16 protein-coding genes are annotated in these 20,844 nt (G+C 66.8%); 8 read left to right on the plus strand and 8 right to left on the minus strand.

The window, feature by feature from the left end; all coding sequences use genetic code 11:
- Positions 1-48 precede the first annotated feature (48 nt).
- The 5 genes from VFZ97_09190 (at position 49) to VFZ97_09210 (ending at position 4,713) form a co-directional block, all read left to right on the plus strand.
- Entirely contained in the window at positions 49-654 is a 606-nt protein-coding gene (locus tag VFZ97_09190) for a hypothetical protein (GenBank protein HEX6393604.1), read from the plus strand.
- A gap of 116 nt (positions 655-770) precedes the next feature.
- Positions 771-1,769, plus strand: coding sequence for a hypothetical protein (locus VFZ97_09195; GenBank protein HEX6393605.1), 999 nt, complete (start codon positions 771-773; stop codon positions 1,767-1,769).
- Positions 1,770-1,787: 18 nt separating this feature from the next.
- On the plus strand, positions 1,788-2,300 hold the full coding sequence (locus VFZ97_09200; protein ID HEX6393606.1) for a hypothetical protein: 513 nt from the start codon (positions 1,788-1,790) through the stop codon (positions 2,298-2,300).
- A complete protein-coding gene (locus VFZ97_09205; GenBank protein ID HEX6393607.1) occupies positions 2,264-2,590 on the plus strand; it encodes a hypothetical protein in 327 nt (108 codons plus the stop codon). The genes VFZ97_09200 and VFZ97_09205 overlap by 37 nt, the downstream gene beginning before the upstream one ends.
- Positions 2,591-2,877: 287 nt before the next feature.
- Complete coding sequence (locus VFZ97_09210) at positions 2,878-4,713, plus strand: sensor domain-containing diguanylate cyclase (protein ID HEX6393608.1); 1,836 nt, start codon at positions 2,878-2,880, stop codon at positions 4,711-4,713.
- A 46-nt stretch (positions 4,714-4,759) separates the two neighbouring features.
- On the opposite strand, the gene recD is transcribed toward VFZ97_09210, so the two are convergent.
- From recD to VFZ97_09245, 7 genes are all read right to left on the minus strand, one after another.
- The gene (recD, locus tag VFZ97_09215; GenBank protein HEX6393609.1) at positions 4,760-6,697 is read right to left on the minus strand and encodes an exodeoxyribonuclease V subunit alpha; all 1,938 of its coding nucleotides are present in this window, start codon (positions 6,695-6,697) and stop codon (positions 4,760-4,762) included.
- Complete coding sequence (locus VFZ97_09220) at positions 6,694-10,179, minus strand: UvrD-helicase domain-containing protein (protein HEX6393610.1); 3,486 nt, start codon at positions 10,177-10,179, stop codon at positions 6,694-6,696. The genes recD and VFZ97_09220 overlap by 4 nt, the downstream gene beginning before the upstream one ends.
- A complete protein-coding gene (recC, locus tag VFZ97_09225) occupies positions 10,176-13,601 on the minus strand; it encodes an exodeoxyribonuclease V subunit gamma (protein HEX6393611.1) in 3,426 nt (1,141 codons plus the stop codon). Before recC ends, VFZ97_09220 begins: the two co-directional genes overlap by 4 nt.
- Positions 13,602-14,021: 420 nt before the next feature.
- The gene (locus VFZ97_09230; protein ID HEX6393612.1) at positions 14,022-15,197 is read right to left on the minus strand and encodes a serine/threonine-protein kinase; all 1,176 of its coding nucleotides are present in this window, start codon (positions 15,195-15,197) and stop codon (positions 14,022-14,024) included.
- 57 nt (positions 15,198-15,254) lie between these two features.
- On the minus strand, positions 15,255-16,223 hold the full coding sequence (locus tag VFZ97_09235; protein ID HEX6393613.1) for an LLM class flavin-dependent oxidoreductase: 969 nt from the start codon (positions 16,221-16,223) through the stop codon (positions 15,255-15,257).
- Between the two features lie 354 nt (positions 16,224-16,577).
- Positions 16,578-17,291: a Clp protease N-terminal domain-containing protein gene (locus VFZ97_09240; GenBank protein HEX6393614.1), complete on the minus strand. Its 714-nt coding sequence runs from the start codon at positions 17,289-17,291 to the stop codon at positions 16,578-16,580.
- A 30-nt stretch (positions 17,292-17,321) separates the two neighbouring features.
- Positions 17,322-17,912, minus strand: a complete 591-nt coding sequence (locus VFZ97_09245; protein HEX6393615.1) for a hypothetical protein — start codon at positions 17,910-17,912, stop codon at positions 17,322-17,324.
- Between the two features lie 77 nt (positions 17,913-17,989).
- Here VFZ97_09245 and VFZ97_09250 point away from each other — a divergent pair, with 77 nt between their 5' ends.
- Positions 17,990-18,316, plus strand: a complete 327-nt coding sequence (locus VFZ97_09250; GenBank protein ID HEX6393616.1) for a GlsB/YeaQ/YmgE family stress response membrane protein — start codon at positions 17,990-17,992, stop codon at positions 18,314-18,316.
- Here VFZ97_09250 and VFZ97_09255 read toward each other — a convergent pair.
- The gene (locus tag VFZ97_09255) at positions 18,300-18,680 is read right to left on the minus strand and encodes a hypothetical protein (GenBank protein HEX6393617.1); all 381 of its coding nucleotides are present in this window, start codon (positions 18,678-18,680) and stop codon (positions 18,300-18,302) included. The two genes, VFZ97_09250 and VFZ97_09255, sit on opposite strands and share 17 nt — an antisense overlap.
- Before the next feature lie 32 nt (positions 18,681-18,712).
- On the opposite strand from VFZ97_09255, the gene VFZ97_09260 reads away from it, so the two are divergent.
- On the plus strand, positions 18,713-20,140 hold the full coding sequence (locus VFZ97_09260; GenBank protein ID HEX6393618.1) for an amidase family protein: 1,428 nt from the start codon (positions 18,713-18,715) through the stop codon (positions 20,138-20,140).
- Between the two features lie 25 nt (positions 20,141-20,165).
- Complete coding sequence (locus VFZ97_09265; GenBank protein HEX6393619.1) at positions 20,166-20,843, plus strand: response regulator transcription factor; 678 nt, start codon at positions 20,166-20,168, stop codon at positions 20,841-20,843.
- The last annotated feature ends 1 nt before the right edge of the window (position 20,844 follow it).

Consider the following 20,844-nt stretch of genomic DNA (forward strand, 5'->3'; position numbering starts at 1 on the left):
TCCATCTTTCTGGCGAGGCCTCGTTTTCGACCTTTAACATTCGGCGTCGTGGCCAGACGACGCCGGCGGTCGAAGGCGGGGCCTCCCAACGCGCCCGGACTGAACGGGGTCGAGGAGCTGCGGGGCGAGCTCGAATCGTTGAAGGCGGAGCTGAGCAGCGCCCAGGCAGAGGCGTCGGAGCGCGAGCAGTCGCCGCGTCGCAGCCGGCGGCGCGTCGCGATCGCAGCGGGCATGGTCACGGCAGGGGCGGGGGTGACGGCCGGTGTTCTCCTATCGGAGCAGGGCTCGCAATCGCGCGTGGCCGCTCCGGTCACCGCGGCGCCGTCCACGCACTCCTCCGCTCCCAGGACCCAGCCGACCGCGCCGGCTCCGACATCACCAGCCACGACGCCCATCACCACACCTCCCGCCACGACCGTCCCCTCGCCGGCGCCTGGGAACACGGCAGGCGGTCTGGTCATCGTGCAGCCCGGGCAGAGCTTCTGGTCGATCGCCCAGGCGGTGGAGACACAGTCGTCGGGGCGGGTGGCCACCACGGCAGAGGTGACCCGGTACTGGCTGGCGGTCGTCGCCGCGAACGCCTCGCGGTTGCCGCGACCCGGCGATCCGAACCTCCTTTACATCGGCCAGAGGATTCTTCTTCCTCCGATCTAGACCCGGATGTCCGAAGTGCGTCGCGGCACTTGGCCCATATTTGACGATCAGTGGAGCGCAACTTTGTTGTGCGCCGCTATCGTCCGACGTCCCTAGTAGGACTAGTAGGAATAGAAATGCGCCCGCTCAGTCACAGAACCTCGACTTCTGAACTAGACACCGCACGCCGGTTGGTGACGAGGGCTGAGAGGCGCGCGCTCGAGACGGCCGAGCGACTCCGCCAGCACGCGGAGGAGGTCCTTCGCGCCGCGGAGTCCCGGGTCATGGAAGCGCAGGAGAAGGCTGAACGTGCGGTAGCAGCGGAGGTCGAAGCTGCAAAGCGCGATGCTGAGGAAGCTCGCCGCCGCGCTGCTGGTGCCGAAGGCGCTCTCGCCGAGGCACAGAACGAGCTGGCGAGGGCACACGGCCAGCTCGGGAACCTTGCCGCTCTGGTGGCCACAAACGACGTTCCTGACGGGGAGACCCAACAGGCGAGAGAAGGGGAGGGTCCGCACGGGCCCGGGTCGGAGAAAATGAACAGCGACAATGACCAAGGGGGCGGCGCCGGGTCGTCGACCGACCCCAACAGGCAGCAGGGGTTCATCGGCGGGGTCGAGGAGATCTCGAAGAGCCTCGCCGAATTGCTGTCCCGGGTTTCGGAGGACTCTCGCCTACTGACCGAGGCGGCGAGCAAAGAGGGGGAGCGGCTGCGGTCGGCCGCTGAAGCCGAAGCCGAAACCACCCGACGGGAAACCGAGGAACTGCTCGCGTCTGCTCGCGCAGAAGCCGAGAAGATTCGTCACGGGGCGCGCGAAGAAGCCGAAGGGGAACGGAACGCAGCTCGCCGGGCGCGCGAAGAGGCCGAGCGTGAGAGGGACGCGGCCGCCGCTGACCGCCGTGAAGCACAGCGCCTGCTCGAAGAGGCGCGCGATCAATCGACCCGAATGGTGACGGACGTGCAGGAGGAGTGCAACCGGCTCATGGAGGCCGCTCGGGCGGCTGCCGACGCCGAGTTCGGGGGACTGAGACGCGAGTTCGAAACCCACGTCCTCGCTTTACGTGACGCTCTCGGAGTCGCCAGGGACACGCTGGATCGTTTCATCCAGGCCGGCGGGTCCACCGGTCCGGTCGACTGACCTCCCGAGGACGTCGGAATGAACGGCGGCGGGCCAGGGGCCCCGCAGCCTGAAATCCACCAGGAGCAAGCTCCAGAGGTCTCGGATCTGCACGCGGCCCTCGACCGGCTGCGCGCCCGAATCGAGGAGGTTTCCGCCTGGGCGGAAAGCGCTTCGCTTTCGACGCCCACCGGCGGCGGGGAAGGCGAGGCCGAGGCACCACAGGTCATCGAGGAGACCGCCGCGCAGGGGCCTCTCGACGTCCTGCGGAGTATGGCGAAGTCCGGCGCGGTGGCGGGCGGAGTCTTCAGCACCGGCAACGAGATCATCGACCTGACCGCGTCCGGAGACCGTGCGCAGGTGCAAGAATCCGGCCTGGTGGCATTGCTGAACCTTGTTCCATCAGACACCGTGCTCGAGGTACGCACGACGAACTCGGAGCTGAGGGCCGCCCGAATCGGCGGTGACGCCTTCGCGGTCGAACTGGCGCAGGGCGCCGAGCAAGAGGTCGACGAATGGCTAAGTTCGCTGCTTCCGTCAAGGAAAGCCTGAGCGGAGGACGGTTGCCAGAATTGTTTGCCACCATCGGCGCGATCGTCGCGGTGGCGATGGCCCTGGCCTGGAGAGTCCGTTTTCGGCCCGGGCGCCTCGATCTGGTCGGACCGGCCGCTGTGGATCCGGAGCCGGACATCCAGCAGCCGCAGCCGGCACCGGAGGCCCCGCTTCCCCCGTCGGCGTTTCTGTCCGCAGTCGAAGAAGCCCTCGGCCAAACGGTCGTGTCACTCCGGCTGCGGACCCCCTCGGACGTCTTCAAGCTGGAACCACCTACCCGGCGCGCCTGATCGCCCGAGCAGCCCGGTGTCGCCTTGGTCCGCGGCACCGCTCCAGGACCCGGAGGCGTGGCCTGGGTTGAGTGCTCGCTCCGTCTAGCCTGGTCCCGGGTCTGCAAATCGCGCTTGTAGAGGAGGCCGGTCCCGATTTACGTGGATGTCCTTTTTTTCAGCCGGGCTTCGTAGATCGGAGATCGTCATTGTTGGCAAGCGGCCAGCTGGCAAGTCATGATTTACACCCATGGGGCGCAAATGGGGTCTTGCTTCGCGCACAGCCGAACCATGCGCGGTCTAGGCCCGTGGCCGTCCCCCTAGCTCGCCCCTCCGGGCAGAGCGTCGCGGCGGTCCTCCGCCGTTCCGCGCGCGCGATACAGATCCTTCTCGGGGCGGCGATCATTGTCGCCGGCATAACCGCTTACGCGGCCGCCGGCGTCCTCCATCCCCGGGTCGACCGCTTGAACTCCGCCGTAGCCGGGCTGAACCAGGCACGGACCGGGCTCGAACAGGAGCGGTTCGCGCTCACCCAATACCTGACGACGGGTGACCGCGGGAGCCTCGCTGCGTACACGCAGGCAAAGGCTCAGGTCGCCAACGGTGATGCGCAGGTGTTGCGCTCAGGCCTTGGTGGTCACGACGTTCTCACCAAGCTTGTTGCGGTTCGCTCGGCCGAGCAGGCCTGGACCGCAGGGTGGGCGAACCAGCTCGTGGCGGGGACGGAACCTGGCACGACGGGAGTTGCCGCGTTCGAGGCTCAGGGCAGCCAGTTGTTTTCGTCTTATCTGACCGCCTCATCCCAAGCCGTGGCCGATCTCGGAGCGAAAGCTCAAACCGCCTCGAATGACCTCCGGGAAGCCGTGATAGCGGGGCTCGCCGGCATGGCGGTTCTCGCAGTCGCAAGCGGGTTCCTCGCTGCCGATCACCGTCGTTTGGTCGCGAACGGGTTCCGGAGGGGCGTCCAACCGCTGGTCGATGCCGCCCGCAGGATCGAGTCAGGAGACCCCGCCAACGTCGACTCCATCACGGTTCCGGCTGAGATGGAGGACCTGGCTCGGGTTGTCTTCGGACTGGCGCACGAGTTGGAAACCTTGAGAGAGGCGGCCGACGCCGGCGCCGCCCAGGCCGACGCCCGGGCGAGGAAGCTGTTGCAGGTGCTCGATCTGACCCGGGCGATCGGTGGCAACTTGAGCCTCCGCCCGGTGATGGATTCCGTCGCTTCGGCCGCGTTGAAACTGAGTGGCGCGTCGCGAGCGGTCCTTTGGATATCGGACGACGGTGAGCTCAGACCTTCCGCTGACACCGGCGGGGGTCCTCCGGTGAACGGGTCGGAACCGCCGGATGCGGTTGTTCAAGCCGCGACGTACGGGCGGTCGAGCCGTTCGGGAATGGACGAAGCGCTCGGCCCCCGCGCGGGCCAGCAGGTTGTAGACCTCCGAGAAACGGGATCTGCCTACGCGGCAGTGGCGACGGTCCTTCCTCGGCTCGCGGTGCCGATGACGTTCACGGGAAGGGTTGTCGGTGTGATCGAGCTTCGGGGAGGGTCGATAGGCCAGCTGTCGCCGGACGACGTCGAACTCGTGGAGACGCTCGCGTCCCACGGAGCAAGCGCGATCGAAGCCGCGCGAGCACACGGGGTGACCGAGTCACTGAGCATGACCGACCCCCTCACCAGGCTCCCGAACCGGCGGCAACTGGAACACGACCTGGCTACCGAGACCGAACGCGCCCGCCGCTACCGACGCTCGTCCGCTCTGATCATGCTGGATGTCGACGGCTTCAAAGCCTTCAACGACAGGTATGGTCACCAGGCCGGCGACCAGGTCCTCGCCCAGTTCGGCGAGCTGCTCGCCGACTCGGTCCGGGCGAGCGATTCGGCCTATCGCTACGGAGGTGAGGAGTTCGCCGTTCTGGTGCGTGAAGCGTCAGTCGCTGCTGCGGTGGACCTTGCCGAGCGACTGCGGCAAAAGGTGGCTGAGAGGTTTTCGGTGCTGCCGCCCGACGCGCCGGTTACTGCCTCGTTCGGTGTGGTCGGCGTGGAACAGGTCGAACCCGAACCCGCCGCGCTGATCAGGGCCGCGGACGAGGCGCTGTACGCCGCGAAGGAACGCGGTCGCAACCGGGTCGTCGCGTTCAAGTGATTCCCGAGCCGGCCCCCATCCTCGATTGAACCGTTCCCCTCATTGATCAGCCCCAAAGGTGCCGGGTAAGGCCGGACGCACGTGCGACCGGCCGGCTAACAGCGACACGAAGCGATTCCTCGGGACCGACGATCGTCAGACTTCGTCTGGCTCGGGTAACTGCGGTGTAAAGAAGTTCCCGGGTGAGCAGAGGGGACTCTGGCGGGGGAAGCACCAGGGCAGCCTGCTCGAACTCCGACCCCTGGGACTTGTGGACTGTCGTCGCGAAGATCGTCTCGACCGATGAGAGTCTCGAGGGGCCGACAGTGACGGTCGACTCGCCGCGGGGGAAAACCACGCCGAGACTCCCGTCGGCGCGCACTACCGCGGCGCCGGTGTCGCCGTTGAACAGACGGAGGCTGTAGTCGTTCACCGTCATCATGACCGGTCGTCCGGGATACCAGACAGGGTCCGGGTCGAACCCTTCTACTTCCTGCGCCAACCAGGTTTCGACGAGTTGTGTCCAGACTTCGACACCACCGGCGCCCCGGCGATGCGCGCAGAGGAGCCTGAATTTTGCCAAGGCCTCGAGAGCGCCTGCAGCGTCGGAGGCGGACGCCGCGCTGAAGAGGGTCCGTCCCGCGCTGACCGCCATCTCACGGACCGGGCCGATCTCGTCGGGGATCCTGCCGTTCTCGATCGCGTCGGCGATGTCGAGATCGACCCACCTCAGCGTCGTGCCTGCGTTGTTCAACACCGAAACCGCTGCGTCGGCCTCGCCTTTGCGGATCGCCGACGCGAATTCCGAAAGGTGCCCGGTGAAACGGAAATTCGATCGGAGCATCACTATCCCATCGGCCACGGAGGAGGCCGGGCCGAGATCGCTGGACGCGCGCGGTGTCACACCGGTCAACCTTGCCGCGATCTCGGACCCCTGCTTCGACATCCGAATCTCATTCGCTGCCGGACCAACGATGTCACCCAGGACCGCGCCGGCCTCGACCGACGCCAGCTGTTCAGGGTCGCCGACGAGAATGACCGCCGCGTCAGGTCGAACTGCCTCGAGCAACCTCGCCATGAGCGACAGCGAGACCATCGATGTCTCGTCGACGATGACCACGTCGTGAGGGAGACGGCGGTTCCGATCGTGGCGGAAGCGGCTGGAGCTGTCGGGGCGCCTTCGCAGCAAGCGGTGAATGGTGAGTCCTTCGGCGGCACGAAGGCGGTCTCGTATTGCGTCGGTCAAGTCAAGACGTGACGCGGATTCCCTCACTGCTTCCTCCATGCGAGCAGCGGCTTTCCCGGTCGGAGCTGCAAGCGCAATCAACGGATAGGCGCGTCCGAATGACTCGGCTTGCTGATGAAGCAACGCGATGACCCGAGCGACGGTCGTCGTCTTCCCGGTTCCCGGGCCTCCCGCGATGACGGAGAACTTTCGTAGAGCGGCCACGGCTCCCGCCCATCGTTGTTCTGTCGACGATTCATTTCCGAAGAGCCGCCGGATACCTTCCTGCAGCGCAGGTTCGTCGACTGCGCCCATGCCGAAGGCGCAACGGCGAAGGATATCGTCAGCGACGAAGCACTCGTCACGCCAGTAGCGATCCAGATAGAGAGCATCATCGACGAGACGCAACGGCCGGTCGCCAAAGCCGTTCGGTCCGACGGCGACGAGCGGGCTTGCAGCGACCGCTTCCAGCCAGCTCTCCTCCTCTGGCCAGTCAAGTGATTCGATCGACGCGCGATCTTCGACGTCGGCGATCACCGTCGAGCGGATCCCGCGCAAGCCGGTTCGCACGTGCCCGAACCGCGGGCCGCGAACAGTGAGAGCTGCGGCAAGGATGACGCTCTCGTCGGTCTCGCCGCCGAGCTTTGCCAGGCGTGCCGCCACGTGAACGTCGGCAGGCGCGACAACTCCTGCGACGTTGAACTCGGCTAGCAGGCCGCCGACATTGAGTACGACGTCGACGGCGAAGGGGTCCCGGCTGCCGGCTTCGGCAAGGATCATCGGGCTCCTCCCCCGGCGTCCGCCAGGTCAAAAAGCTCGGACAGCTCGATTACAAGTGCCGCGGGAGGCTTCCACGAGAACACTCCGCACGTTTGGTCGCCTAGCACCGGGCAGTCACTGCCGGTCATCCCGCGCAGGAAAAGGTAAAGGACACCGCCCAGGTTGACCTCCGGGTCGTAAGCGGGAAGTCGCCACCGGAGGTACCGGTGAAGCGCCACGGTGTAGAGGATCGCCTGCAGCGGGTAGTGGGCGTGCTGCATTGCGGCGTCCAGCGCATCAGGCCGGTAGTGCCATGCGGTGAGTGTCTCTTCCGGGCCGCTCAGCCGGTTGGTCTTGTAGTCCGCCACGAAATATCGGTCGCTTCCGGTCTGGCCGGGGCGCCTGAAGACCAGGTCGAGGCTCCCGGTGAGATACCCGCGCAGGTCCACGTTGAGGGCTGGACTCGCGAGACGGTCCGCGTAGCCGCGCAGCGGGCCGGTTGCATCAAGATGGAAACCGAAGAGTTTCGAGATCTCCCTGACGAGCACGGCGCCTCGGGGTGCATCGCCGCCGGCCAACGGGAGTTCGAAACCGACCTCGTCCAGGCGATCGTTGCGTGATATGCCGCGGAGACTCACGTCGCCGGCGAAAGGACCGAGGGGCGTGCTAATCGCCGCGACCAAACCGTCAACCATCAGCTGCTGGTCGTCCAGCTCCACTGGACGTCTCGCCCATTCGGCAGCTATCACAGACCCGACTTCGGCCGGCAGGTCCGCGGCAGCGAAGTCCAACCGCTCGAGAACGCGGTGAACGAAGGTCCCGACTCCGGTGCCTCCCGGCATCGCGGCCAAGGGGAGCTCGTGCTCCCTCAGCGACCGCTCTGTCTCAGGAGGTAAGCCGGCGATGGCGAGAGGCTCGGGTAACGCGTCGGGCTCGTCGAGCACACCACCCTGCTCCGGTTCGCTTCGAACCAACTCCGATTGCTGCTGGTGGCCGCCGGCGAGGATCGCCGAGTACGACGTCCGGCGCCACGCGAGGTCCAGGGCGCGCGAGAAGGTCGCCGCCCTCAATTGCGGGGTGACTGGCTGGTTGGCACCATCCGCAACGCTGCCGGTGGCCGTCGCCATGGCTTCGATACTCGGCTTATGAGAGCAGTGCTCGACGGTGATGCGACCGGGCCGCGACGCGGCAAGGCGCAAGAGCCTCTGCTCAACCTCGGAGTCCTTGGGCTGACGCGGTCTTTGCTCGAAGGACCCGTCAGGCCTGCGACCGGCAAGCACCCGGTACAGAGGCGACTGCTCGCAGTCCTTCACCCGAACCCACCACACGACAGCCTGGTGGCGCGCGCGGGTGAGAGCGACGTACAGCAGCCGCAGATCCTCGCAGCGGTGCTCCTCGAGTTCGATGTGCCGGTGCGCGGCGATTCTGCTTCCCGAGTCGGCGGTGCCCACGTCGAGAACACGGGCGAACTCGCGGTCGGGATCGTGGTAGACGACGGGGGCATCCCGGTCGGGTCCGCGGGCGCAGTCCCACAGGTAGGGGCAATAGACCACCGGGAACTCGAGCCCCTTTGCTCGGTGGATGGTCAGGACCTGGACAGCGTCGGCGTCGGATTCGAGCCTTCTGGTTCGCTCCTCGACGTCGCCGTCTGCGCTGACGTCGTCGACCCGGTGGGACAGCCAGCTTCTGAGCCCGGGAGCCCCGAGCAAGCTCGTGGAGCTCTCCGAGTGGAGGAGCTGAGCAACATGAGCCAGGTCGGTCAGGATGCGGGAACCACCCAGGTCGCCGAGGATCCGCCCGGGCATCTGACCGTCGGCGAGCACCCAGCGGAACAGTCCCGCGACCCCCCTCATCCGAAGCACCTCGGCCCATGAGTGCAGCCGGGCGTGAACGTCCTCCCAATCCGATTCGCTTGCCGTTGCGACCCGAGCCGCGGGCATCCCGACGAACGGAGTCAACGCGACGGCGGCAGCCCGCGATCGCGACGCGGGTTGCTCGAGCGCTTCGAGCAACCTCAGCCAGTGTTTCGCGCTCGGAGTCGAGAACACGCTGTCCGCGCCGGCGGTAACCACCGGGATTCCCACCGCCCGGAGGGCCTCCTGCACCCGTTGAGCCTGCCGGTTGGTTCGGACCAGCACCGCGACGTCTCCGGGACTGATGACGGACTGTTCGCTGGAGCGCGCCCTTCTTAGCCGAGCTCCGCTCGCGAGCAACATCCGGACATCCAGAGCGAGGTCGCTCGCGATGCACTTCTCCGCCGAAGGCTTCGAGACTCCATATCTGTTTCGGATGAGATCGGGATTGTCCGACCCACGCAACAGGCGGATGCGAAATGGAGCCTCGGCAGGCGCTCCGACCAGGCCGGGCTCCTCGTGCTCTCTCGGAACGGTCACTTCGCGATAGAGAATCTCCGGATGACCCAGTTCGGCCGCCGAGAGAAGAGCGTCATACGCGTCTACCAGGCCCGCGTCACAGCGCCAATTCTCTGCGAGGGTGAACCGGTTCGATGCCAGACGCGCCGCGTCCAGATAGGAGTAGACGTCACCACCTCGGAACGAGTAGATCGCCTGCTTGGGGTCGCCAATCAGGACGAGGACAGTCTCGCCGCTCGCAAACGCGTTCTTCACGACGTTCCATTGGATCGGGTCGGTGTCTTGGAACTCGTCGATGAGCACGACGTCGTATCGATCTCGAAGTAGCCCGCAGGCCGCCTCGCGGCGAGCCCCTTCCCCGTCCTTGCCCCCGAGAGCTTCGCTCAGGCGCGAGAGAAGATCGTCGTAAGTGAGGAGGCTCGCCTCTGTCAACCGGCGGGTGACTTCCGCACGCGCGGCGTTCGCCAGGCGGCTCTGCAGGTCGGCGACAGATTCCTCGGGCGCGGAAGCGAGCTCTGTTCCCGGGTTGCCCAGCGCTGCTCGCACCGCCGAGCGAGCAGCTGAGAGAGGAAAGGGCTGCCCGTGGATCAAGCATCTGCGGGTGTAAAGGTCGTCCACGACCTCGTCCACAATGTCGCCTGGATCCTCGGTCAGTTCCGAGCCGAAGGCAACACCGCCCGCGACCCCGAGGCTGGCCAGGACCAGGTGGCAGAACCCGTGGGTCGTCGTGATCGTCGCCGCGTCGAAGTACGCGATCGCCTCAGAGATGCGGGCACGGCGCATCTCGACCATTTCGGGGGGCCCCGCAGCCAGAGCAGCGTCGACCAGATCCGCTGTCGCGGCGGGAGCTCCTTCCACTGACAGAATCCGAAGCCGATCCTCCGACATGACCAAACGGTCGCGAACCCTGCCGCGAAGCTCCGCCGTCGCCATGCGGGTGAAAGTCACCGCCAGGATCCGGTCGACCGGAACGCCCTCCGCGACGAACCTGGCAACCAACCCGGCAATCGTGAACGTCTTGCCGGTTCCAGCGCTTGCTTCGAGCAGTGTCACTCCGCGGCCGGGTAGCGCACCCGCGATGTCGAAACGGGTTGGCTCGGCCGTGCCTTCTCCCTGGGCAAAGGCGGTCACGTCAAGCTCCGCGGCGATTCGTTGTCCAGGAGGTCGTCCCACAGGCGCCGGGCCAGTCTCCCGAAGCGCGATCTCTCCGATTCCACCCATCCGGGCCCGCGCTCATCGTCGCGCGGCGCTTGCTCGAAAAGCGCGCTGAAGGGAGCCCGACCCCCGAGAACCATCACGTGTGCTTCTTCGCTCGACTCACCGTCGAACCGGTCGCCATCCCATGCCTCGCGCGCATACTTGTCTGAGTCGTCACCCCTCCGGCTCATAGCTGCCCACTCGGACGAGGTCTTGCAGTAGACGGGGAGCGGTTCCGTGATCCCTCGTTCGTAGAGATCGATCAACTTCCCGAGCAGTACGACGGCGATGCTACGAGCAGAGCCGCCTTCGGCTTGGACCCGCATCTCCGAGATCGCCACCCGCCCCGCCGTCCGCCTGCCAGAACGCCCGAGCGTGATCGCCGAGGGAGCGAGATCGGTTCCGCTGGCAGTCAAGGCGAGCAGCCGGACCCACGACTCGAGGCGGTGCTTGGCAGCAAGTTTGGAGTAGATGCAGTTCACGATCGTCGAATCTCTGACTCCTGCCACGGTTCCGACCAGAGAACGCCCGCTCGGTAGCTGGACATTGATCTCGACTGAACGCGGCTTCGTCTCGAAGCACGGGAGTGAGCCCGCCTCCTGTGCAAGCTCCTCGACCACGGGCACGACCGTGTCGAGCACGGACCCGATAAGTGGTTCGGGGGGTAAGAAACCGCGCGCTCGTTCGACCTTCAGGGCCTCCTCGAGATCGGCAGCATCGAGCAGCGCCCTCAACAGCCGGTCTCCGAATCCCCATTCTTCGAGAGACGACAACTCGATAGGAAGGCGGTCTTCGACCTCGTCCCTGCTGCCGTTGACGTAGATGCCCATCCTCTCTCTGAGGAACCATTGGACCGGGCTCTTCACGAAACCAACCAACGATTCGAGGGACATCACACGGTCGCCTTGTGCGGGAAGCGGTGAGTCGAGGAAAGGCGATGTCGAACGGCGAGGGCCGACGAGGGCTCGGGCCCCCTCCAGATCCACCTGGCTGAATCCCCACGGGCCGTTGGCGCCGAGAGCCCCGCTTTGAAAGTTCCGTGAATCGAACGATTGCAGAGGATGCTGTGCGAGGACGAGGTCGCGCGGAAGCGTGAATCCCGCCGGGGCTCGCATCGTCCGATCGATGGTGTCGAGCAACTCGGCGACCGGAACGGCCGGGGGTCTGACGCGGTTGGTTCGCTCGTCTCGGCCGGAGTAGGTGACGACGAGATGGTCGGTCGTGGCGAGGATGGCGTCGAGCAGTAACTGGCGGTCCTCGCTTCGAGGATCCCTGTCACCCACGTAAGGATCTGAAGAGATGATGTCGTCGCCGTCGCGCCCCGGGTGGCGCGGGAACAAACCGTCGTCCAGCCCGAGCAGGCAGATGACCCGGTGCGGCACCGAACGCATCGGTACCAGCGTGCAAACAGTCAGATCGCCCGTGCGGAAGTTCGCGCGTGTCGGCCGACCCTTCAGACGGTTGCCCAGAAGCGAACGGAGTTCGGGGACGGAGAGAAGCGGCTGTGTCCGCCGGTTGCCCGCTTCCTCGGCGACCTCGTCGAGGACTCTCCTGAGCTGGTCTGATTGCCACGATTCGCGCGCATCGGCGGAGGCGAGCGTTTCGGTCGCGCGTGCGAGCGAGCCGACCCATTCTTCGACCGTTCTGCGGCCTGCCAGGCGGCGCATGGCGTCGGCGAGCCGGGAAACGTACTCGGCAAGCCGGCCGGCAAGGTCGACGTCGGTGCTGGCGACATCGTCGACCGGCAGCGTCCCTCCGAACAGCCGGTAGTCCTCCTCCGCCATGGCGACCCCGAGTAGCAGTCGGTCGAGCCCGGTCTCCCAAGTGTTCGTTCGCAGAGCGCCGAGTTTCCAGTGCTGTCGGTGCTCCCCGTCCAGACCCCACCGAGTGCCCATGTCGATCACCCATCGCTCGAGCAGCGCGAGATCGTCGTCGTCGAAACGGAACCGCCGCCGCACAGGATCGCGGCCGGCGAGGTCAAGGACTTGAGAAGCGGTCAGTCGACCTTCGGCCAGCTCGAGGAGAGCGGCGGCTACGCCAAGAAGCGGGTTGGTCTGGCGAAGGGATCGATCGGCGAGCCGAACCCGCAACTCCTGCAATGACGCCTCCCCCGATTGCGATACAGGTTCGGCCGCGAAGACGGCTTGCACCAAAGGGGCGAAGGCTTCGACATCGGGGCACATGACGATGACGTCTCGAAGTTCGAGGGTTGAGTCGCTCGAGAGCAGATGGAGGATGGAGTCGCGTAGGACTTCGACCTGCCGGTACCGCCCGTGGCACGAGTGGATTTGAATGCTCCGGTCGTCGTTCTGCATTACCGGACGCCTGTCTTCGACTTCGGGGCGCGGAACGCCGAGTGGTTCGCCGTTCGACCGGATGGCTGATTGGACCAGGTGAAGTAGCCGCCCTCGAGGATCTTGCTCGACGGGTCGGTAGATGCCATCCGAGGCGCCCTTCGCGGTAAGAACTAATTGCATCTCTCGAGCGTCGCGGCCCCAGGATTTCAGCAAAGGGTTCCTCGCAAGGCTCGCGCTTGGATCGTCGCTCCGCCGCAGCGGCGCGGACGCCGGCGCGACGGCCTTCAGCACCGAGTCCCACAGGGCGCCTGAGGGATGCAGAAGGAAAAGGTGGACGTCGCGCGCTCGAGCGAGAGCTTCCAAGACCACCAGGTAGCTGACGGGAAGCCGCGTCAATCCGAAGAGAGAGACGCGAGGCGGTGCATCCACGAGAGTCGGGTCGTTCGTAATGCTAAGGGCAGCGGTCTCGAGGCGCTCCGCCGGGCTCTCGACAGCGATCCGCTCTCGCAAGAGCCGCCACAGAAATGCCTGCCACTTGTGCCGGCCGTCCAAGCTCTCGATCTCGTCGCCGCGCGCCCAAGATCGGATCATCTCGGGCCGGTGAACGCCGTACTGGTCGTAGAGGTCGGCGATATGCCTGACCGCGGCGAACCTGGTGAGAGCGCCGTCCTCACGTCTTGGCGATGACGCCTCCAGGTGCTTGGCGAGAGGCTCGAGAAATGGGACCGTCAGGTGATCGTCGACGACTTCGAGCAGCGGCCAGACCGCGCGCTCCGGAGTCCAGGGATCCTTCTCCGGCTCGAGAGCGGTCGCGTTCGCTATCGCGGCCCCGACGAGCGATCCCGGAAAGGGGAAATCGATGTTCGCGGCTACCCCGTCGGCCCGCCCGGCGCTGCATCCGAGTCGATGCGACAGCCGTTGAGTCAGCCACCGCTCCACCCCGCGTGTCGGCACGGCGACCACCTCGGGGGTGAACGGATCTTCCAGTGGAACCGAGAGGATGTCCGCCAGGACTTCGAGAAGGTGATCGGCGCGCTCGGAGCGGTGTACGTACAGCATCTTCAGCTCCGAGCGTAGAGATCCGGTGCGACGGCCTGGGTGAGCCGACTCGGCCGTGTCGGCCTCATGTTCGAGCGGACGTCACGAACCGGTCACGCTCCCGCGGGCTCGGGGGATTTTCGGGGCGGGTTCGGGCGGGCCTCAGGCGGGCTCAGGCGGGTTCGGACGGGTTCGGACGGGTTCGGGCGGGCTCGGGCGGGCTCCCCGAGGTTGGGCGTGGAATCCGCACTTCGGGCGTGGATTTGAGCAGCTCACTGCACAGATCCACACCCAAACGCGGAAGTTACGCCCAAACAGCGGACGGCAACCTCAGACGGGCGTGGGCCATAGCTCAAAGCGCTTCGGAGCGCTTAACCGACATTTCTCGGCGCGCCGGCGCTCAGCCGCCGTGGTCGCCTTGATCCCCACCGCCGCCTGCGCTCAGCCGCCGTGGTCGCCTTGATCCCCGCCGCCCCCGCCCCCGGCACCCTTGCCGTCCGGATGATGTTGTACGGGCGGAGTCGTGACGACCGGCAACGTGGTCGGAGGCGCAATCGTGGTGGTCACCTGCACAGTCGTGGGAGGCGTGCGCGCGCTACCCCCGCCTTCGGTTGCGGCCAGTGCAATGGAAGCGGCCACCAGTACGGCGAGAACCGCAGCCAAGCCGGCCGGCCGGAACCGCCTGTGCCGGCGGACGGCGCCGGCCGGAAGCACCTCCGTCGCCTGGTCGTCGAAGGGCGTCGCCGGGGCGATCGCCGTCCAACCGGTTGGCTCGTGACTCTGGCCGGACGGAGCCGCTTGGATAGCCGCCGTCATCTCGCCGGCGCCCACGAACCGCTGCCCCGGGTCTCTGGACATGCTGCGCTCGATCGCGGCGGCCAGGGCCGGCGGAACGTCCGGCCGGACATGGTTGAGCGGCGTCGGTCCGGCGGTCGTCGCGGATACCCAGCCAGCGGGGTCAGTCGCTTGGTACGGCTTTCCCCCCGCCAGCGCCTCGTAGAGGATGACGCCAAGGGCGTACAGGTCTCCGCTCGCTGTCGCGTCGCCTCCCAACAGTCGCTCGGGTGGGAGGTAGGCGGGCGTACCGAGCACAACCCCGGTTACAGTGTCGTCCCCGGACGGCTGAACGCTCTTTGCGATCCCGAAGTCGGCGACCTTCCACTGTCCCCGACTCGAGCGGAGGATGTTCGCCGGCTTGATGTCGCGGTGCAACAACCCGGACTCGTGCGCAGCGTCCAGCGCTGCCAGCACCTGAAGCGCGATGTCGCAGGCCTCTTGCGGCGACAGTTTGCGCTTCGCGATCTCGTCGCGAAGGGAGTGACCGGGGAGCCTTTCCATCACCATGAACGGGATGCCACGATCCTCGCCGGAGTCATAGACCTGGACGATGTTCGGGTGCACCAGCCGTGCCGCTGCCCTTGCTTCGGATTCGAATCGGCGCCGGACGAGGGGGTCCGAGGCGACGTCCTCGCGTAGGACCTTGACGGCAACCGGCCGATCGAGGACCTTGTCCCAACCGGCGCGCACCTCTCCCATGCCTCCCCGCCCGAGGAGTTCGCCGACCGAATAGCGCCCTGCGAGAGTCGGCATGCGCGCCGTATCGCGGAACGAGGTCACAGCACTATTTGATACCCGCTGGCCGGCGGGCGGTAACTCCGGTGGCGGGCTCAAGGATCAGGTCTGCAGGTCGAGCAGGGAGTCCGCCAGCCAGGCAAGCTCGTCCTCCGAGGACGATGCAGGAGCGATGCGCCTCACCACGAACTTGGACAAGCCTGAGTCGATCAGGTCGCCCACGAGGTCGCGCAGACCCTGTCTCCCGATCGGCACGACCTCGCTGAGATCGACCGGCGGCCGGCGGCGTATGGGCGTGGTCCTTTCCAGGTCGCTCTTCTCCCGGGCGTAGCCGATGCTGAGCCCGAAATGCTCCGGGTCTATCGTCCGGCCCGCGGCCGTGGCTTCTTGCTCGATACGGACCTTGATCTCCTCGGCTCGGGCGGGAGTCATCAACGATCCCAACCATCCATCCGAAAGCCGGCCCGCGCGGACCACCGCCTCGGGTCCCGAGCCTCCGAGCCAGATCTCGAGTGGGTCCTGCAAGGGTGTCGTCGGGAGGGCCGGGATCTCCTCCGGGGCACTGCCGGCTTCGACCCCGCCGCCGGCTCCGCTTGCGTCGCCGGCTTCGACCCCGCCGCCGGCTCCGCTTGCGTCGCTGGCTTCGACCGCACCGCCGGCACCGACCGTGTCGCCGGCCCAAAACGACCGCAGTTTGGGGATGAGGTCGTCGAGGAGGTTCCCCCTGTGGGCCTTGCCGATCCCTAGCGCTCCCCGTTCGCCCGGCTGGTCCAACCCCGGCACGATCGTGAGCAGGAGCCTCCCGCCGCTCAAACGGTCGAGTTGAGCCACCTGCCTTGCGAACACGAACGGTTCGTATCCGAAGGGGACCAGGTTCACCCCGAGCTTGATGCGCTCCGTCCAGGCTGCTGCCATCGCAACCGACAACATCGGGTCGGTGGACGGCAGGACCGGGAGGTCCGAGAACCAGAGCGTGTCGAAGCCCAAACGCTCGGCGACGGTGACGAAACCCTTCAGCTCAGCCGGATCGGGCCGTCCGGCGCCGGCGGATACTGCGAAGCGGACCTTCATGTCGGCAGCGTATGTCGCCGTCGCGCAGTGGGGGTCCGCCAGGGTGCCGTGTGCGCCGTTCTACCTGGCGCCGTAACCTGTCCGGCCGATGCTGCGAATTCGCCGCCGGTTGATCAAATGGGCCCTGCTCGCACTGGGCCTTCCTCTCGCCGCCCGCATCCTCCACAGCGCTGCCGATCTCGTGGAATCCCGTCAAGGTGAAACGCCGGCGGTGCGGAACCTTCACCGGGCAGGCGCGACCGTAGAATCCGTGCAGGACCGAGTCCGCGGCAAGCCACGCCGGCAAAGCGGCCGACCTCCAACGACCTGGGAGTGATCCCGACACCGGGCTAGGGGGCTTTCTATGCGGGGACTCTATCTGCGGGATTTCCGGGTCGCGCCGAACGTCGCCCCGCACACGGTGCAGTAGGCCACGTCGAAGTCGGCGCCGGAGGGTGACGAAACCACCGCGTGCGCCATGGACGAATCCAGCGGCGCACCGCAGGTCGCGCACAGCGGATGGGTGAACGCGGGTGATGCTGGTTGTTCGGAGGATTGGGCGAGAACCGAGTCAGCGAGACCCGCGGCACCAGCCTCTTTCAACGGATCTCTTTCCACGCCCGTCGGGCCCCCTTCGGTGACCTCTCCCGCGAGCCCGTCGCGGACCGCGGTCAGATCGACGGACAAGCCCCTCAGGACCTGACCGGCTGTCCCCTCAACGTCGAGGACGCTCACCAGCATGTGCGAGGTTTCCACCTCGTCGCTCTTCAGCCGCGCAGACAACCGTCCGGCTCGGTCGAGCGCCCTGGTCGCGCGGTCGGTCATCTCTAGCCGCTCGGAAGGAACGCCCGCTAGGTCCGAGCGGGCTCGGGGACCGCTCCGGCTCGCCAAGGCCTCGGCGACTTTCTCCCGGCACAATGCGAGCGACGCTCCAGCGCGTTGCAACGACCGTGCGGCGGCGTTGTCACCCTCGGCGAGAAGCCCGAGCAGCAGGTGCTCCGTTCCAACATACGGGTGCCCCAACTGGTGGGCCTCGTCATGGGCGAGGGCCACCGCTTTACGGGCCTCCGCGCTGTAGCGGTCGAGCACGGCACCAACGGTAGGGCACCGAGGGGGAACTCAGTAGCCGTATCCGCCGCCGCTCCGTGACGTCGTTGCGGGCGTCGTGGAACCAGATCCCCCGGCCGCCCCGGCCGGATTGCCGGACGTGTTGACAGCGTGCCAGGTCCCCCCGAAGCTGGTGATTCCGACGCCGTTGGCCGTTCCAGCGGCGGAGTCCCCTGTGAAGGTGTACAGCGGCCAGCCGCCATACGTCACGTAGAGGTCGCCCGTCGAGGTCTTGAGCGTGGCGAGCTTCGAGCTGTCGATCCCGCTGCCGGCGACCGGTTGGGTCACGCCGCTCGGCAACTCGACCGGGGGCCAGATCTTGGTGCAGCCGTTGGCGTCGGTGCAGGTGATCTTGCCGCCCTGCTCCGAGCTGAGCAGGTAGAGCGTCCTCCCCTGACCGTTGACGAGGACCGTGCCGGCGCTGCCGACCGATTGAGCAGAAACCGTGTAGGCCGCCGCGGATGCCGAGCCCGAAGAGCTCGGTGCGCTCGTTCCAGCCGGTGTCGAGGAGTGAGACGAGGAACCGCACGCCGCCGCAACCAGGGCCACGCCGGCGGCCGCAACGAGGCCCCGGGTGAACGGGGCGCCTCGGCCGGGTTTCATTTCGTTCGTCTTCATGTGATACATACGCCGGGAGCCGGGCCGTGGATTGCCACCAATGATGACGCTACCCTCCGAGCGTGGTCCTGACGCTGTTTCTGGTCCTGGTGGTCCTGTTCGTAGTGTTTCCGCTGGTGGGCCTGGCCGCCGGGGCCCTAATTTCGACGTTGTTCGTTGGCCTTATCATCGGCGCCCTTGCCCGCCTCGTGGTGCCGGGGCGGCAGCCCCTGAGCCTCCTGATGACGATCTTCGCCGGCCTGATCGGGGCGATCGTCGGCGCGTTCGTCGGAGACCGGGTCCTCTACGTCGGTGGGTTCGCGACGACGCTGCTCGAGATCGGCGTCGCGGCCGTCGTGGTCGCCGCGCTGTCGGCGCCGAGGAACCGCAGGATCACCCGGATTCGCTGAGCCGAATGCCAGCGGCTGCCGCGATCGAAGCAGCCAGGTCGGCAGCCCGCTGCTCGCCGGGGACCGACACCAGCCACCGCATGAAACGCCCGGTCGACAGCTCGACCTGTACGACCGGCTGCATTCGCCGCAAGACCGTGAAGTCGTAGCCGGTTCCGTGCCGGCGAGTCCCGAAGGCGAAGAACGCCGGGATGGCAAGGCCGGCCATCCTCCATCCGCGCAACTCCAACCACGGGTTGGAGATCACCTTGACCGACAGCACCGACGACAACGGCGCCGAGATGTTCGCGTGGAACCCCGCCGCCTTCTCACGCCAAGTCATGTGCAAGACGAGGTCTTCGCCATCGACGCGGAGGGTCGCCATCGCCTAAGCATAAGGACCGTGAACGGTGCAACATGAAGCTCGATTCCGAACTCGCGTGGATCGACGCGACCGAGACCGCCGGCTTGATAGCCCAGAAGGAGATAACCCCGATCGAGGCTGTCGATGCAGCGATCGCCAGAGCGGAACGAGCCCAGCCGCTGCTCAACTTCCTCGCCGCCGACCTCTTCGAGCGAGCCCGGGGACGGGCGGCGGGCATTGCGCCTGCCTCGGAACGGAATGCTCCTTTTTCCGGCGTGCCCTTTCTGGTGAAGGACATGTACGACGTCGCCGGCGTGCCGACCCGATGGGGAGCGCGTTTTGGGCCGCTGCTTCCGCCGGCATCCGCGAACAGCCCGCAAGTAGACAGGTTCGAAGCGGCCGGCTTGGTGGTGCTCGGCAAGTCTGCGTTGGGGGAGATCGGTTTTCTGCCCACGACCGAGCCGCTGGCATCGGGTCCGACCCACAACCCGTGGGACCTCGATATGTCGCCGGGAGGCTCTTCCGGAGGCTCGGCCGCAGCAGTCGCCGCCGGCGTCGTGCCGATCGCAGACGCAGCAGACGGCGGTGGGTCGATCAGGATCCCCGCATCGGCTTGCGGCGTGTTCGGGCTGAAGCCGTCGACCGGCCGCCTCGTCGGGCACCAGGATGCCGCCGGCGGCTACCCGCTGACCGTCGAGCACTGCTTATCGCGCTCAGTCCGGGACTCGGCTGCATTGTTCGCGTTCATGGAGCTCGAAGACCTGCCGGAGGGACTTCCGCGCGTCGGGCATGTCGCAGGTCCGTCGAAGCGACGCCTCCGCGTCGGCGTCCTTTCTCGGGGTTTCGGCGGCAGTGCTCCCGATGGCGACGTTGCCGCCGCGCTCGAGGCGGCTGGCACGCTCCTCGGTAGCCTCGGCCATCAAGTCGACGAGGCGTCGTATCCGTTCGACACCGGGCCGATCATGGCGGACTTCTCGGTTCTCTATGCCAACGCCGCTTTGGGTGTGAGCCATCTGGTTGCCGGCGTCATCGGCCACGAGCCCGACGAGACGCTGCTGGAACCGTTTACTCTCGCCATGGCAGCCGCCGCCGCGTCGATGCCGGAAGGGGCGCTCGACGAGACCAAGCAGCGGCTCGAGTCGGTGAAGCCGATGTACCAGTCGACGTTCGAGGAATTCGATGTCATCCTCTCGCCGGTGACCCTGACGCCAACGGTGCCGATCGGTTACATAGATGGTGGCGTGCCGTTCGACGACCTCGTGACCCGGATCGGCGGTTACGCCGACTGCACCGTGTTGCACAACATCGTCGGTGCCCCCGCGATGAGTGTCCCGCTCCATTGGACGCCCGGCGGGTTGCCGGTCGGGGTGCAGTTCTCGGCCGCGGTCGGTGACGAGCGGACGCTCTTCGAGCTGGCGTACGAGCTCGAGCAAGCCCATCCCTGGCGGGACCGTCGCCCGCCGATCTTCACACTTCCTTAATCATTCCCTGGCACGCTTGTTCCCCATGCCGGGAGATGCGGGCACCATCGTGGTCGTAGAGGACGATCCCAACATCGCCGATCTTGTCGACCTCTACCTGCGCCGGGACGGTTTCAGGGTGATCCAGGCGACGTCTGGATCGGCGGGGCTTGCGGCGGTGGACAGAGAGCAACCGAGGCTCGTCCTGCTCGACGTCGGCCTACCCGGGGACATCGACGGGTTCGAAGTGTGCCGCCGCCTGCAGTCGAAGAGCCGGGTTCCCGTTCTGATGCTCACAGCCCGCGACAGTGAGATGGACCGCGTGGTCGGATTGGAGCTCGGCGCCGACGATTACGTGACCAAACCGTTCTCACCGCGTGAACTGGTGGCGAGGGTTCGCGCCATCCTTCGCAGGGCAGAGGGCGCCCCACCCGCCAAGGACGTCGCCCAGATTGGAGGCGTCGAAGTCGACCGGCCGCGCCGTGAAGCGCGGGTCGACGGGTCGGTGGTTCAGCTGACCGCAAAGGAGTTCGACCTGCTCTCCTATCTGACCGACAGCGTCGGGTTGGTGCTCACCCGGCGCCAGCTTCTCGACGGAGTATGGGGACCGGGCTGGTACGGCGACGAGCGGACCGTTGATGTCCACGTCCGCCAGCTTCGCAAGAAGCTCGGCGACGCGCTTCCGCTGACAACCGTGTGGGGCGTCGGATACAGGATGGGCTGAG

It is taken from the genome of Acidimicrobiales bacterium, from assembly GCA_036378675.1.
Classification (GTDB): Bacteria; Actinomycetota; Acidimicrobiia; order Acidimicrobiales; family Palsa-688; genus DASUWA01.

What these genes read in the sequence shown, in the direction of transcription:
- VFZ97_09195 (HEX6393605.1), top strand. Translation starts at nt 771, where the DNA reads ATGCGCCCGCTCAGTCACAGAACCTCGACTTCTGAACTAGACACCGCA.
- VFZ97_09200 (HEX6393606.1), top strand. Translation starts at nt 1,788, where the DNA reads ATGAACGGCGGCGGGCCAGGGGCCCCGCAGCCTGAAATCCACCAGGAG.
- VFZ97_09205 (HEX6393607.1), top strand. Translation starts at nt 2,264, where the DNA reads ATGGCTAAGTTCGCTGCTTCCGTCAAGGAAAGCCTGAGCGGAGGACGG.
- recD (HEX6393609.1), bottom strand. Translation starts at nt 6,697, where the DNA reads ATGATCCTTGCCGAAGCCGGCAGCCGGGACCCCTTCGCCGTCGACGTC.
- recC (HEX6393611.1), bottom strand. Translation starts at nt 13,601, where the DNA reads ATGCTGTACGTACACCGCTCCGAGCGCGCCGATCACCTTCTCGAAGTC.
- VFZ97_09235 (HEX6393613.1), bottom strand. Translation starts at nt 16,223, where the DNA reads ATGAAGGTCCGCTTCGCAGTATCCGCCGGCGCCGGACGGCCCGATCCG.
- VFZ97_09245 (HEX6393615.1), bottom strand. Translation starts at nt 17,912, where the DNA reads ATGAAACCCGGCCGAGGCGCCCCGTTCACCCGGGGCCTCGTTGCGGCC.
- VFZ97_09255 (HEX6393617.1), bottom strand. Translation starts at nt 18,680, where the DNA reads ATGGCGACCCTCCGCGTCGATGGCGAAGACCTCGTCTTGCACATGACT.
- VFZ97_09260 (HEX6393618.1), top strand. Translation starts at nt 18,713, where the DNA reads ATGAAGCTCGATTCCGAACTCGCGTGGATCGACGCGACCGAGACCGCC.
- VFZ97_09265 (HEX6393619.1), top strand. Translation starts at nt 20,166, where the DNA reads ATGCCGGGAGATGCGGGCACCATCGTGGTCGTAGAGGACGATCCCAAC.